General features: G+C 50.8%; 14 protein-coding genes. 9 read left to right on the top strand and 5 right to left on the bottom strand.

Annotated features, from left to right (window positions below; all coding sequences use genetic code 11):
• Positions 1-808 precede the first annotated feature (808 nt).
• Both ACTS3T_RS20515 and ACTS3T_RS20520 read right to left on the bottom strand, forming a co-directional pair.
• The gene (locus tag ACTS3T_RS20515) at positions 809-1,084 is read right to left on the bottom strand and encodes an NfeD family protein (protein WP_462935509.1); all 276 of its coding nucleotides are present in this window, start codon (positions 1,082-1,084) and stop codon (positions 809-811) included.
• Positions 1,085-1,128: 44 nt separating this feature from the next.
• Positions 1,129-1,620, bottom strand: coding sequence for a hypothetical protein (locus ACTS3T_RS20520; RefSeq protein WP_462935510.1), 492 nt, complete (start codon positions 1,618-1,620; stop codon positions 1,129-1,131).
• Between the two features lie 269 nt (positions 1,621-1,889).
• On the opposite strand from ACTS3T_RS20520, the gene ACTS3T_RS20525 reads away from it, so the two are divergent.
• The 9 genes from ACTS3T_RS20525 (at position 1,890) to ACTS3T_RS20565 (ending at position 10,634) form a co-directional block, all read left to right on the top strand.
• Entirely contained in the window at positions 1,890-2,465 is a 576-nt protein-coding gene (locus ACTS3T_RS20525; protein WP_462935511.1) for a peptidoglycan-binding domain-containing protein, read from the top strand.
• Positions 2,466-2,470: 5 nt separating this feature from the next.
• Complete coding sequence (locus ACTS3T_RS20530) at positions 2,471-3,331, top strand: RNA polymerase sigma factor (RefSeq protein ID WP_462935512.1); 861 nt, start codon at positions 2,471-2,473, stop codon at positions 3,329-3,331.
• Between the two features lie 1,001 nt (positions 3,332-4,332).
• Positions 4,333-4,827 (top strand): DUF2231 domain-containing protein, encoded by a 495-nt coding sequence (locus ACTS3T_RS20535; protein ID WP_462935513.1) that lies wholly within the window; start codon positions 4,333-4,335, stop codon positions 4,825-4,827.
• The gene (locus ACTS3T_RS20540) at positions 4,824-5,432 is read left to right on the top strand and encodes a DUF2231 domain-containing protein (protein ID WP_462935514.1); all 609 of its coding nucleotides are present in this window, start codon (positions 4,824-4,826) and stop codon (positions 5,430-5,432) included. The genes ACTS3T_RS20535 and ACTS3T_RS20540 overlap by 4 nt, the downstream gene beginning before the upstream one ends.
• A gap of 45 nt (positions 5,433-5,477) precedes the next feature.
• Complete coding sequence (locus ACTS3T_RS20545; protein ID WP_462935515.1) at positions 5,478-6,419, top strand: cytochrome c oxidase subunit II; 942 nt, start codon at positions 5,478-5,480, stop codon at positions 6,417-6,419.
• An 18-nt stretch (positions 6,420-6,437) separates the two neighbouring features.
• Positions 6,438-8,090 (top strand): cytochrome c oxidase subunit I, encoded by a 1,653-nt coding sequence (locus tag ACTS3T_RS20550; protein WP_462935516.1) that lies wholly within the window; start codon positions 6,438-6,440, stop codon positions 8,088-8,090.
• 32 nt (positions 8,091-8,122) lie between these two features.
• Entirely contained in the window at positions 8,123-8,800 is a 678-nt protein-coding gene (locus tag ACTS3T_RS20555; RefSeq protein WP_462935517.1) for a cytochrome c oxidase subunit 3, read from the top strand.
• Between the two features lie 45 nt (positions 8,801-8,845).
• Positions 8,846-9,160, top strand: coding sequence for a hypothetical protein (locus ACTS3T_RS20560; protein ID WP_462935518.1), 315 nt, complete (start codon positions 8,846-8,848; stop codon positions 9,158-9,160).
• 31 nt (positions 9,161-9,191) lie between these two features.
• The gene (locus tag ACTS3T_RS20565; protein ID WP_462935519.1) at positions 9,192-10,634 is read left to right on the top strand and encodes an NAD(P)/FAD-dependent oxidoreductase; all 1,443 of its coding nucleotides are present in this window, start codon (positions 9,192-9,194) and stop codon (positions 10,632-10,634) included.
• Positions 10,635-10,660: 26 nt separating this feature from the next.
• Here ACTS3T_RS20565 and ACTS3T_RS20570 read toward each other — a convergent pair whose 3' ends face one another.
• From ACTS3T_RS20570 to ACTS3T_RS20580, 3 genes are read right to left on the bottom strand one after another with little or no spacing between them, the layout of a single operon-like run.
• Positions 10,661-12,607, bottom strand: a complete 1,947-nt coding sequence (locus tag ACTS3T_RS20570; protein WP_462935520.1) for a hybrid sensor histidine kinase/response regulator — start codon at positions 12,605-12,607, stop codon at positions 10,661-10,663.
• Between the two features lie 58 nt (positions 12,608-12,665).
• Positions 12,666-14,171, bottom strand: a complete 1,506-nt coding sequence (locus ACTS3T_RS20575) for a sensor histidine kinase (protein WP_462935546.1) — start codon at positions 14,169-14,171, stop codon at positions 12,666-12,668.
• Between the two features lie 55 nt (positions 14,172-14,226).
• A complete protein-coding gene (locus tag ACTS3T_RS20580) occupies positions 14,227-14,682 on the bottom strand; it encodes a response regulator (protein WP_462935521.1) in 456 nt (151 codons plus the stop codon).
• Positions 14,683-14,756 lie beyond the last annotated feature (74 nt).

A 14,756-nucleotide genomic window follows, 5' to 3' on the forward strand; every position in this document is an offset into this window, starting at 1 on the left:
TAAATTGAATAGGGCTTTTTAGCTATCTAATTTATCCGTGTATATTGCTACTCGCCGCTAGTTTTGAGTGGATTTGCTAGCTTTTGAAATTTTCATCTTCCCTGGGGTAGATTTTTTCTTAGTTCGCTTTTGGGTTCAGCCTGAAGGGTTTCATGGCTTTAATTTATTCATCGATTGATTAGCCATAGTCTGCCTCAGCCAAGCAAAAATTCCCGCTGTCAATTGACCCGGGATAGTGCTTTGTGACACTTGGTTTTTAGCGGGTTAATTTCAGCAGCGATCGCTTGGATGCGCCTTTTTAGCCTTAGCTTTCGTTAGCTTAGACTGATTAAGCGCCAATCAATCGGCGCAAGCACCCACCAGAAATTACTGACGTCAAGGAATGCTTGTTTGTGCCGAGCAGCACATAGATTGATGTCAATTCTCTGAGCAGCGATCGCCTATAGCTGCCGATACAGGTTGAGCAGTTACCACCTTGAGCGAGGCTGACCCGATCTTGGGTGAGGGGTACCGAGGTTTGTCGGCTGATGCCACAACCACTGGCGATCGCTAGCCAAGGGATGATATCTCCGTATTTTTACTAGGTTCAGTCAGAGGCTCTGAAAAGCCAGAATGAAGTGACCGTATTTTTGCGGTTAAAGCCGTTGTCGTGGCTGTGGTTTGAGCTTTTAACCCAGCAATGGCCTCGCCGTCATCAATCGGATTCTGCGTTATCGCTAAAGGCAGCGGGCAGCAGGATAAACCCAGAAAAAAAAGGAAAGCAGCTTTCACTGCTCTCCCCTACTCCGCAAGTGTCCCTAGCCCCAATCTAGTGGTTGCAACCGTTCAAAGGTTCAATAAATAGAACCAACCCTTTGCGATCGACAACCTTAACCCACTCACCTGGGCGAAAATTCCCTAGCTGATGAGAGCGCGCCAACCACAGCGTGGCCTGATATTTCACCCGCCAGAGTTTACCAGGTTCGACAATTTCATCGATGGTGCCTTCCCACTCCGCCAAGTTTTCTTTAGCCCCCATTTCTAAGGTTGGTTGCAGCCATTCACTCCAGTTAGATAGCCAGTTTTGCAAGCCGTTACGCATCATGACATTCTCCTTAACTATATAGAACTCAACCCAAACCAATTGAGCTAACTCAGAACGACCAGTCGAGCAGTATGGTTGTGATAAGCCTTTAAATCAATTTGATGGCCAAAGCAGTTGATTAAGGGATAATGCTGGTTCCACTGAGTTAGCACGTTGCGGGGAGACCAGTCTAAGCGGTTGGTGGCAAAGGCGGCTGAAGCGCCGCTCGGCTGAGACTGATCGGTACAAACCACAAGCCGCACGCGTCCCCAGCCAATGGTCTGCAAACAACAGCTATAGCTCCAGTAAGTCCGTTGCGACAGCGCAACCCGGTGGCCGCAAGCCGGACGTGTGAGGGCAATTAAATGAGCCACTGTTGTGAGAGAGCCTTGTGAGGGCTGATTGGCAGCCTCAACGCCCAGTAAACTAAAGTTGTATAGCTGAATTTCGCGATCGGGATTTAGCCAACAAATCCAATCTTGCTGATCTTCGGCCAATGAATCGACCCTATCAGTCGATAGCCATCGAGCATCGATCAAAACTGGGTTTGTATTCATGTTTCTCTCCTGGGCACTAGCTGAGTCGCTTGATTGCGCTTTTGTCTGTTAGTGCAGTGCAGGTCGCAATGTTACAAGGCGATCGCAAAATTCAGCCTATTTCAGAGCCGCACAGTCAAAATATAAATTTCTGTAAATGAATAGCTTTTTGGGTAACACGGCTGGGGTGAACCACACAACCCTACAGAGCGGCTGAGAAATCTGCTTCAGTTAGGCTCTTTCCCCCAACATGACCGACGGAAAAGCGGCATCCGCAAGGAGAACGGATAATGGACTCTGCTAAAAACGATTTAATCGAAGCACTGACGCTAGCCTGCCAAATCAACACTGACACCCTCGCTAGCTACAGCCAACTAGCCACCGCAAGTGAACTCACCGATGAGGCTGCCGCTCAGTTAGCAGCGATTTACACCGCCGCCGAAACCGACCCTTTGCTAAACTTTTTGATCAACGAGCTTGACTATATTTTGAACCGTCGGCTCGGACTGCTCAATGAGCCGTTAGCCAGTGAATACAAAGATCAACAAGCTTTTCTCCGAGAGCACCTAGAAGAAATGCCTTTTGACTTTGAATATCGCAAGCAAATGCAGCAGCTTCTGAGTGAAGAAGGGGTTTATGACGGCCCGATTGATGGTGTCTTCGGCAAACGATCCAAAGAAGCGATAGAAACCTTTCATCGCCGGATTCAGCAAATGCTGGCAGAACGGGGTTTCTACAACAAATCCATTGATGGCATTTTCGGAGAACACTCCGTCACTGCCGTTAAACAGTTTCAGAAATCTAAAGCGCTTAAAGATGATGGAGTACCTGGCAGAAAGACTTATCAAGAACTCAAACTGGGGTGAATATCATGCCACAGCACAACTACCAAATTTGCTTCGATGCTGAATATCCAGATATCAGCGCGCTAGAATCCTATATTCAAAGTTCGCTTGAGCAACATCGAATTGCAGAACATTACAGCGCCGAAATTATCATCTCTGAAGCCTGTCATCACCACAGCCAAGCCAACACAGTCGGGTCGATAACTGAAATTCAAACAGCTTGGCTCAAAACCAAATGCATCGAAATCATTCAAGGACTGAGCTATGCTTACCACCGCCAGAAGTTTGATCGGGCTGTCAAAGCTTTGTTTGACAACACCAATCCAGACGCGTTGGCTTTTTGTGCCAGTATCAAACGTTTGCTCTACCAGTTTCGGCTAAGCGGGGTCTATGAAGTCCGAGAAATTATTACTGAGGCTTATACCCGTGGGGTTAGCAAAATTGATGCAGGCGAACCCATTCAGGTTCCCTTAGCATGGCTGCGCACAACCTGCTTAAACGTTGTGCGTGACTTTAAGCGAGAACAGGGAAAATTGAACAACCCTAAGTTTGATGGCGAAGCTTGGTCACCCGGCGATACGGCTTTTTCGGCTCTGGTTTTGCGGGAAGATATTTTGTCTATTCAAATTGCGGTTCAGCACCTCAATCCCGCAGAACAGCAGCTTATCTGTGCCAGAATCTTTCGGCATTTGTCTTGGCAAGAAATTGGCGAATCCTTGTGCGACGAACAAGACCTTCCCTTAAAACCCGGAACGGCTCGTCAGCGGGGAGCGCGTGCCCTGAAAAAGCTACGCCAGCACTATGAATTGATTCGAGAAACGGTGCAAATGCCAGAGGGAGAAATACACTCAATCTGGCAGTGGAAAACCGGATGGGATTGGGATTAGCCCAACCCCTGAGCGCCCTCTTTTCATTTGCGGAGAGCGCCTAGTGGACAGGCGCTTACAGATTTGGTAAGCGCCTGTTTGACTGGAGTAGCATTTATGTTGTCAATTGCTCTCTCGTAGGGATTGGCAGCAGGTTGATCAGAGAAGCCATGCAGACTATATAGCTAAACTCAGAAAGTTGAGGACAAAGAGCGGACAAAAAGCTTTGCTGGCAGCAGTTGCAGCCGTTGAAGTGTTTTGACGCGGGTGGCTATAGGCTGTGGCTATAGCTATAGAGGGCAGAATTATCAAACGCTGGCGTTTGCGGTTCAACGGCGATCGCCATCAACTCTAAATCAGTGAGAATTTCAGAATTCTCAGATCCAGCCGCAGCTACTCTAACGCGACTAAGCTAGAGAAAATGCAGAATAGCCCGTATCCTAAAATAGCGCTAAAACTCTGTTGATAGCTGGGCACAACTGCTCAAAAGGCGGTTCATTACGGCTAAAAATTGTACGCTTAGTCAAGCTAAAAAACCGGGTGTGGCTATAGGCAAAAGCAAACCGAAAGCTAGGCAAAACGAGTTTTTTGTCTAGGGCTTTGAGCCATTTTTGAGCGATTAAAGGAACTTAACGCTAGTAGCTAGAGCTATCAAAAACGGGAGAGATAAAGCCGCCCTAGATAATGACTTTATCGCTTTTTTTGACCTCGATAGGCTAAAAAAATATTGACCTCAAGAGCGCACGGCTGAAGGCTTCAGGCTTCTTATTTATTTTTTTAGCTTAATTTACTATCGGATCAAAACTTTATCAAATAGGTTTGTCAAAGCTGTGTCAGTTGGGTGACAAGTCAATGACATTAAGGCTCACCAATATAGCTTGAATGCCGCTTTTGAAATTGAACAGCGTCATCTATCTCAAGAAGGAAGATCTGATTTACGTATTCATCTAGCGTTGAATTCTATAGTCGCAAGCGTTGCAGTTTGATCTCGGTAAAATAACCAAAGCTTTGTTTTTAGCCTTATGTTTTCACTGCCGCTCAATTCAAAGGCGCTACCCTATCCGGATCCTATTCATCCCATTGTGGTGCATTTTGTCATTGCCATGGTGTTGTTTTCCTTTGTCTGTGATTTGATCGGCTACTTTACCCACAACGTACGCCTGTTTGAAGTGAGCTGGTGGAATCTTTGGGTGGCTTCGCTAGCGGTTTTTGGGGCGGTTTTGCTGGGGCAGTTTGAAGCGGCGATCGCGCCAACTTATGCTGCTGTTCAACCGACTCTCACAGCCCATACTTTTTTAGGCTGGGGACTGGCTGTTGCTATTGTGGCGCTGACAGCGCTACGGTTCGTTATGCGGCGACGCTATCCTACGCAAATGCCTGCGCCTTATTTGGGCTTTGCCACAGCCTTAGTGTGTTTGGTGGCGTTTCAAACCTACTTGGGTAGTCAGTTAGTTTGGGTGTATGGTTTGCATGTTGAACCTGTAGTCGAAGCGCTCAGAGCCGGGGCGCTGCCATGAATCCACAAATCAGGGATGATTGGGGGTTAACGTTAGGAGCCAATGGCTTACCCTATGCCCTCCCTTTGCATCCGCTGCTGGTGCATTTAACCTTGGGGCTGTTTATTGTAGCGGTGCTGTTTGATATAGCAGGTACAGTGTTTGCTTTAGAGCGCCCCGTTTTAAAGTTTTTACAACTGCCAACGCTGCGATCGGGTTTTTATGATGTGGGCTGGTATAACCTGGTTGCCGCTCTGGGGGTAACTTTTTTCACCGTTGCGGCTGGTTTTTTAGAACTTTTGCTGGCGACGCCACCTGTGGATCAGCAAAGCAGTTGGGGACTGACGGCAGGCTCAATCATGCTGCTGCATGGCGTTGGGGGCGTTTTGCTTTTAGCCGCGATCGCCGCTATGACCCTGTGGCGAGGGTTACAGCGCTATCGCTGGCGACCCCGACAGCCGCAACAGGTGCAGTGGAGCTATTTGCTGGTGGGTGGACTAATGCTAGCCGTGTTTTACCTACACGGCACCCTGGGGGCACAGATGGGTGACGAGTTTGGACTGCACAATACAGCCGCTCATTTATTGCGGCTAGGAGCCGATCCCAATCGGGTTTTACAACCTTAGGCAACAGGGCACAACGGTTTTTGATAGTTTTTAGCCTTAGCGGTCATGAGCAAACTTTTTAACAGTTTAATCTTGGGCATGGCAGTGGCGATCGCGCTGGTGATGAGCTACTGGCTAGGGCAACAAGCCTATGGTTGGATGCCGCCTCAGGCAACCCAAGAGGCTCAACAGGTCGATCGCCTGTTTAGCTTTTTAGTGTCGCTGGGCACCTTCGTGTTTTTGGGGATTGCAGGCATGATTGGCTGGGCAGTCTTGACCTGTCGCGCCAAGCCGGGAGATTTTTCTGAAGGCCACCCGGCTCGCGGCAGCACCCGCTTAGAACTGCTCTGGACGGTAGGGCCAACCCTTTTGGTCATTTGGATTGGCTGGCAAAGCCAGCATATTTACCAACTGCTTGACCTTAAAGGTTTGAATACGCTGACGGGATCAGCCGTTGAGATAGCCGTCGAAGACAACGCGCCCACAGCAGCCATCCCTACCATCGAAGTCATAGCTCAGCAATGGGCTTGGACTTTTCGCTATCCCGGTGCCGTCACCAGCGACGAACTGCATCTGCCCGTCAATCAGCCCGTTCGGCTGGTGCTAACCTCTAGCGACGTGCTGCATGGCTTTTATGTGCCAGCCTTTCGGGTGAAGCAAGACATTATTCCTAACCACAAAATTGGGTTTACCGTAACGCCGCGGCAGGCAGGCAGCTATCGGCTGCAAGACTCGCAGTTTAGCGGCACCTACTTTGCCTTAATGCAGGCGGCTGTTTACGTCGAACCTGTCGAAAAATACCAGCAGTGGCTAGCCACCACTGCCGCCTACTCGCCAACACTGGCGCAAAACGCAGCAACCTTAGAACACCAGGCTTCTGCACCCCGCTTGGGAAAACACTGGCCCGCGATCGCCCCGGCACCCCCCCCTTTAATCTACGCCAAGTCGGCTATTGAGGCATCGGCGCTAGCACCTGAGGCAACTGAGCTAGCCCCCAATCCAACCTGATTTGCAAGGACGCTTTTAATGACCCATTCTGATCAAGGCGCTCAAACCTACAGCCCCATTCCACCCATCAACTGGCGACGCTACTTTAGCTTCAATACCGATCACAAAGTCATTGGTTTGCAATACCTGGTTACCACCTTTTTGTTCTTTTTGGTGGGTGGCTTGATGGCAATGTTGATAAGAGCCGAATTGCTAACGCCGTCGCTCAACTTGGTCAGCCGTCCACTCTATAACGGCTTGTTTACCCTCCACGGCACCGTGATGATCTTTTTGTGGGTGATTCCGGTTCAAGTCGGCTTGGCAAACTATCTGGTGCCGCTGATGATCGGCGCTAGAGATATGGCGTTTCCTAAGCTCAATGCGATCGCCTTTTGGATTTTGCCGCTGGCAGGGTTGCTGCTGCTGGCCAGTTTGTTTATTCCGGCAGGTTCGGCTCAGGCTGGCTGGTGGTCTTATCCGCCCATTAGCACTCAGGTTCCGGCGGGGGTGAGGGTTAGCGGTGAAACCTTCTGGCTCATCAGCCTATTTTTGCTGGGGGTGTCTTCCATCATGGCAGCGGTTAACTTTATCGCCACCATCGTTTGGATGCGAGCCCCAGGGATGACCTTTTTTCGCCTGCCCATTTTTGTCTGGACGGTTTTGAGTGCCCAACTCCTGCAACTTTTTTGTCTGCCGGCGCTAACCGGGGCGCTAATTTTGCTGTTTTTTGACCTCAACTTAGGGACTCACTTTTTTCAACCGTTTGCCCAGGGCAATCCGATACTGTATCAGCATTTGTTTTGGTTTTATTCCCATCCGGCTGTGTATGTGATGGTGCTACCGTCGTTTGGCATTTTTTCAGAAGTCATTCCCGCCTTCACCCGCAATCCGCTGTTTGGCTATCGCTCGGTAGCCGTGGCCTCTATTGGGCTGGCAGCGGTGAGTATGTCTGTTTGGGTGCATCATATGTTTGCCAGCGGTACGCCGGGTTGGCTGCGGACTGTTTTTATGTTTAGCACCATGCTGGTGGCTGTTCCTACGGGCATTAAAGTGTTTGCCTGGACAGCCACTATCTGGAAAAGCAAACTGCATCTAGATACGCCGTTGCTGTTTGCTTTAGGCGGCGTCGTTATGTTTGTTATTGCCGGAATTACGGGCATCATGCTCGGCTCGGTGCCGTTTGACCTGCATGTGAACAACACCTATTTTGTAGTCGGTCACTTTCACTATGTGGTCTATAACACGATCACCATGGCAATTTTTGCCGCTATCTACTTTTGGTTCCCCAAAATAACGGGTCGCCTGTACGCCGAAAACTGGGGCAAACTGCATTTTGGCCTAACGTTTGTTGCTGCTAATCTCAACTTTTTTCCGATGTTTCCGTTGGGGTTGCAGGGCATGGTGCGTCGTGCCGCTTCTTACGACCCTGAGTATGCTGGCTGGAATGTGCTGGCCAGTTTGGGTTCATTTTTGCTGGGTGTTTCGATTTTGCCGTTTCTAGCTAATGTGATTGTTTCGTGGCTGCAGGGTCATCCGGCTGCGCATAACCCCTGGCACGCTACAGGTTTAGAGTGGAGCGTAGCCTCGCCACCGCCGCCAGAAAACTTTGCCGATATTCCGGTGGTTTCCCTCCCTCCCTATAGCTATGGTGATCCCCGCTACGCCGTTCAAGATCCCAACAGTCCTTACTAACCGTCCTCTCCTTGTCATCAAGACGGCACCTTATGGCTCCTCCTGCTCCTATCCATCCTGCCTCACCGGACGAAAGCCCGGTCAATTTAGAACGCCTTCGCCAAAGGTTGCCCCGGTGGCTGCAGCGGTTTTTGCCCAGTGGGGGGGGTCAGCATCACGATCATCATGGCAAGGCTCTTTTTGGCTTGACCATATTTTTAATTTCCGAAAGTCTGATCTTTGTGAGCTTTTTTGTCACTTATATTGTGCTGCGTCGCGCTACGGCAAACTGGGTACCTGCCGGGGTCAGCGGGCCAACGCTATCCACCGCAACCGGAGTGCAAACAGGCGTTTTGCTAGCCAGCAGTTTTGTCATTTATCTCGCTGAGCGATCGCTACAACAGGGCAAACTGGTTCAGTTTCGAGGGTGGTGGCTGCTAACGTCAGCTATGGGAATTTTCTTCCTTTGGGGTGAGGCTCAGGAGTGGGCAAATAACGACTTTGGGCTGACTACAGGGCTAATGGGAGCCACCTATTATCTACTCACGGGCTTTCACGGCTTGCATGTATGGGTGGGCATTGGCTGGCAAATGGTGATGCTAGGCCGCTCGTTTCGACCGAAAAACTATCAAGCAGGTCATTTTGGCGTGAGTGCAGGTTCGCTGTTTTGGCACTTTGTAGACGGGATTTGGCTGGTTTTGTTTTCGTTGCTGTATCTCTGGCGAGTCTAGCTTGGAGAAACTACGCTGCGATTTCGCTTCTTGAGGATTTTTTCCATGCATTTAAGCACTGAATTGAATGGATTAGTGAGTAGAGAGCTAAACTTGAGCCTGCCTGCACCGCAGGTTATTTGGGGCTATCAGCCTGCTTGGGCCTTAAAAACGGCACAAGTTCCATCTGCTGCCGACAACACCTCAACCCAAGACCCATTAATTGACCGCAACGGCGAGCTCATCATCTATTTTGGGATAGCCATTTTGGCTTTGATGGTCGGTCTTATTCTGCGAGTTTTGAGCAAACGGGTTGAGTATCTGCTGTTGTTTGCGATAACGCTATCGCTAATTTTGATGTTGCTGATGCTGACTCTTTAAGTGTTTGTTTTGCTGATGATTCATCATACTTATGGCTAATTCTAATCCAACCGTCATTATCGGCGGCGGCTTTGCGGGGCTGTTTACAGCGCTTCATCTCAACCAGCGTCAGTACCCCCATCCGGTTGTACTCATTGATCCGCAATCGCGCTTTGCGTTCAAGCCGTTACTTTATGAGTACCTCACGGGCGAAATGCAGCCTGAACAAGTGCTCCCCCGCTATACAGAGCTGTTGCCAGACCGGGGCATTACGTTTGTTCAAGATCAAGTTACTCAGGTCGATTTGGCTAATCAGCAGGTTGAAACAGCCACAGGTCGGCACTTTGACTACCGCTATCTAGTGCTAGCTGTCGGCAGTACGCAGGGCTATTTTGGCACACCGGGAGCCAAAGCCCACGCCTTGGCTTGGCGCACCCAGGCCGACACGGAGGCTCTCCAGCATCATTTGCATGACTGTTTACAAAAAGCTCGCCAGACCGCTGAGGCTGCGGAGCGGCAAAAGTTGCTGACGGTAGCGGTGGTGGGGGCGGGGCCAGCCGGGGTAGAAGCTGCCGCTACGCTGGCGGATTTACTGCCGCAGTGGTACGCGGCTTTGGGGGGCGATCGCCAAGACCTGCGTTTGGTTTTGATCAATCATGGTAAAGAAATTCTCGCTGGCGATATTAACAGCCATCTGCAGGAAATGGCTTTGGCGGCACTCAAGCAGCGCACCCTTGCGGTAGAGCTGTTGTTGGGTGTGCGGGTAAAGTCGGTTAGCGCTGACCAGCTAACTTATCAAGCTGGTGACGCCGCAGAGCCGCAAACGCTAGCAACAGCAACGACCCTGTGGACAGCGGGCACTGCGACCCATCCGCTACTTCAGACGTTGGCTTTATCCGATCAGCAGCGCGATCGCCATGGTTTGCCCATTGTTTCAGCTACGCTGCAAATTCCCGATTTTCCTAACGTATTTGCCGCTGGCGACTGCGCCACAGTCGCCTCAAAGTCGTTGCCTGCCGTTGCTCAAGTTGCCTACCAGCAAGGAGCAGGCGTTGCCCAAAACCTTATAGCGCTTTCAGAGGGGCGATCGCCGCAGCCCGTTACCGTCAACCTTAGAGGCACATTAATGAAGCTGGGCATCCACAACGGGGTGGCTAACCTGTTTAACCGGGTGCAGGTTAACGGTGAAGTGGGCGATTTAATTCGCAATACCACCTATCTGGAGATGCTGCCTACGCCGCTGCACAATTTTAAGGTGACCTCTGAGTGGATAGAAGATCGAATTTTCGATCGCTATCATCGGCCAGAAGCTGAAGCATCGACAGCGAACCTATCAGCAGCAAAAGCAGTTTGGCCTTGGTTAGTGGGTGGTTTCACAGTGGCTGCGGGCGTGATTTTGGCAATTGTACTAGCCCAGCGATCGCCTCAGTGGCCGCAGCCGTCAGCGCCGTCTCCCCAGGTTACTCCCCAGCGCGATGTAGATGGCAATAGCTAAGCTGTCTGCTCACTGGGTTTGGTTGCTTATTGCGCATGGGTCAATTGTTGAATAGCGCTGACGACTTCTGCCGGATCGCAGGGTTTGGTTAGGTGAATTTGATAGCCCACCGTCAGCGCCCGCTGCCGATCTTCGTCGCGGGCATAAGCAGTCAGGGCGATCGCCGGAATTTGGCAAAGCTGGTGATCGGGCAAAGCCCGTACGGTTTCTAAAAAGCTGTAGCCATCTGCTTGAGGCATGCCAATGTCGCTAATAATGACATCGGGCTGAAAGCCTGCCAGCAGATTTAAAGCTTCTTCAACGGTCGGGGTACTTTCAACCTCTGCCCCCTGCTGCTCCAAAATGACGGTCAGCAACTCGCGGGCATCGGCCTCATCGTCCACCACGATCGCTTTAATACCCTGCAAAATCAAATCGTCATTGGCCAGCAACGATTGATCAGATTCAGACACCGCTGCCGTAGCCCGCAAAGGCAAATAGACAGTAAAAGTTGCCCCCTGCCCCACGCCTGGACTCTCCACTTCAATCGTGCCGCCGTGCAGTTCTACCAGGCGACGGGTGATCGCCAGCCCCAGACCTAAACCGCCGTGGGCGCGGGTAGAAGAACCATCGGCCTGCCGAAAATATTCAAATACGTGGGGTAAAAATTCAGGGGCGATGCCAATGCCAGAGTCAGCTACCTGAATTTGCAAATGGGCATTGATGGGCGCTACCCGCACGCTAACCTGGCCGTGCTGGGGGGTAAATTTGATCGCATTGGAAAGTAAATTCCAGCAAACCTGTTGTAAACGCTGTGGATCTGCCAACAGCGGCTCTAAAGCGTCCGCTAAGGACAAGTCTATTTGCACAGATTTAGCTTCTGCTGCCGGACGCAACGTATTGACCATTGTTTGCATCAGCACAGGGATATCGACAGGCTGCATTGACAAGCTCACCTGCCCCCGAATAATGCGCGAAAGGTCTAGCAAATCTTCGATCAGCTGCGCCTGCAAAATCGCATTGCGCTCAATCGTATTGAGGGCTTGTTGCAAAACAGACGGCTTGAGATCGCCTTTCTGCACCAGTTTAATCCAGCCCAAAATCGCATTGAGCGGTGTGCGCAGCTCATGAGACAGTACGGCTAAAAACTCGTCCTTCGTACGGTTGGCCGACTCAGCCGCCGCCCGCGCTAGGCTTTCTTGCCGCAGCAGGTTTAGCCGCTGCGTTTCTAAACGCTTGCGGGCAGTGATATCAACCGTGGTCATAACCACGCCGTAGAGATGGTCGTCGGCGTCGTGCAGCGGCGCTAACGAAATACTGACATCCACCCCACTGCCATTTTGCTTGAGATGCTGAAACTCCTGGTGCAAAATGGTTTGGTTTTCAAGCACTTGTTCAAAGCAGCGATCGAAAGCTGGGCGTTCGGCCGCCGGAATGAGTGGCAAAGGCTGATCAACGACAGCCGCCGCCGCCCAGCCATAGAGCTTTTCAGCCGCCGGATTCCAGGTGATGACCTGCTGTGAGCGATCGAGGGTAATAATGCTGACCGGAGAAGCCTCCACAATTGCCCGCAGCAAATCGTCGGTTTGGTGCAGGGCTTTGGTCACTCGCTGACATTCTTGGCGCTCTTGGCTTTCGCGCAAGGCTCGCCGAACAGCGGGCACCAAACGTTCTAAACGCTGTTTTAAGACATAGTCAGTGGCTCCTAGCCGCATAGACTCGATCGCCTGTTCTTCGCCTAGCACCCCAGAAACCAAAATAAAGGGTACCTGAGGACACATCTCTTGAGCCAGGGCTAACGCGGCTAAGCCGTCAAACTTGGGCAAAACATAGTCTGCCAGGATCAAGTCGGGAACGGTGGTTGCTAAATAAGCTTGAAACGGTTGGCGCTGCGTGACCGTGGTGAGGTTGAGCGAGATGCCCCCCTCGCGCAAGGTGGTGGTAATTAATTCACAGTCTATCGGATCATCTTCTAGCAAAAGGAGTTGAAGCATCGGTAGATTGGTGAACGGGCGAGGTGCTGACGAGGTACATTTGCCTAACTCAACCATATTAGGCAATAGCGTCAGTATCTACCAAAGGTAAGGAAAAGTAAAAAGTAGCCCCTTGGTTGAGCTGGGCTTCTGCCCACAGCCGCCCGCCGTGACGGTGAATGACGCGTTGCACGTTGGCTAAGCCAATACCAACGCCATTAAACGCCTGGGCATTGGGCAAACGTTGAAAAATGCTAAAGAGGCGCTGGGCATGGTTCATGTCAAAACCAATGCCGTTGTCGCCGACAAAGAAGACCACTTCTCCAGGTATCGTATAGCTGCCAATCACGATTTCAGCTTGCGCTTGCAGGCTAGTGTATTTAACCGCATTTTCAATCAGGTTTTGCCAGACTTGTCGCAGCAAATTGCGATCGCCTTGGACAGTAGGCAACGGCTGAATCTGCCAGTCAATGGCTCGACCCGCCCCTGCAGGTGCTACTTGGCGCTTCACCTCCTGCACCAGCCGCTCCATATTCACGGCAATGAACTGCATTTCTACCCGTCCGGTGCGAGAAAACTGGAGCAAGTCGTCAATCATTTTGCCGGAGCGCTCAGTCAGTTCGCTGATTTGCTGCAGGTAGTGCAGCAGGGTTTCGTCGGTGGTGATGGATTGCAGTTGAGGTTTAAGAAAGCTAACGAAGCCGTCAATCTGGCGAATGGGCGATCGCAGATCGTGAGACACCGAAAAGGCAAACATCTCTAATTCGTGGTTGAGTCGCTCTAGACGCGTCGTTCGTTCTTGAACATGCTGTTCTAGGGTTTGATTGAGCGATCGCAAAGCCGCTGCGGTTTCTTTTTGCTCAGTAACATTGCTAACCAACCCTTCAATCACCGACTGCCCCTTAAACTGAATCAGCGTTGCCCGCACTTGCAGCCACAGCGGTTTACCCGCCGCATTTTTCAGCTTTACCTCTCGCTGCCACCGTTTGTCATCTAGGCGATCGGTGGCCTGTAGCGCCAACTGGGTTTGAAAAAAAGCTTGCGCTTGCGCCAACGAACTCAGTCCCAACAGCCGCAGCAAACCGTCGCTGGCTTCTAGCAACTTTCCCTCTAGCGATGAGCGAAAAGCACCGACCTCTAGTTCGTTGAGCAAAAATTGTAGTCGTAACTCTAAGTCTGAAGCTTTAGAGCGAATCTGGGCTTTTTCCCAAACCGATCGCACAGCCTGACTCAGACGGATCAGGTGCTTAGGCGATTTGAGCACATAGTCATCTAAGCCCGCTTTCATAGCGGTTACGGCTACTTCCTGACTGCCCGAATCGGTAAACATAATAATGGGCCGATTGGGGTCGTGGGCTTTGACGGCCTGCAAAACGTCTAATCCCGTCGCCCAGTGCAGCTCATAGTCGGTAATCACCAGATCAAATTCGTCAGCCGCAAAAGCCCGCTCAATGGCAGCCCAATCAAAAGCTTCCTGGATTTGGAGATGAGGAAACTCTCGGCTGAGTTCTCGTACTGCCAGCAGCCGATCGTTAGGATTGTCATCAATCAGCAACACTGTTTGCAGCGATCGCTCTAACGCCATAACTTTCAAGACTCAAACTGACTGCAGAGTTGGCGATGCCATGACGACTCTAGCGCTAGCTGGCAACCGAAATAGACGGATATTCGTTCAGTTGCAGCCAGTAGTCATCTACGGTAGCAATCATCTTAGCTAACGCCTTAAAACTAACAGGTTTTACCAAATAAGAACTGACGCCTAAGTCATAAGAGCGCTCAACATCCAAATTTTCGCGCGAAGAAGTCAAAATTACCACGGGAATCCGCTTCAACCCTGGCTGCTGTTTAATCCAGGCTAAAACTTCGACACCCGAACGGCGCGGCAGCTTCAAATCTAGCAAAATCAAGGCGGGCAGAGGATAGCGATCGCGATCAATATACGCACCGACACCGGCCAAATAATCTACTGCTGCATCGCCATCTTTGACAATTTGAATCGGATTGACGGCATTTACCTGACGGAAAGCTCGCTCTACAAACAAAATATCATTCGAGTCATCTTCGACTAGGAGAATGCTATGTCCATTGATGGCCATTCCTCCGCTCAAGCCCCCACTTTACTGCCTACACATTCGTCTTTTGTTCAACTGCGACAGGCTCAGTTGTTGCC

Origin of the sequence: Almyronema sp. (assembly GCF_052168255.1) — a bacterium.
Taxonomy (GTDB): domain Bacteria; phylum Cyanobacteriota; class Cyanobacteriia; order Phormidesmidales; family Phormidesmidaceae; genus Sphaerothrix; species Sphaerothrix epifaneia.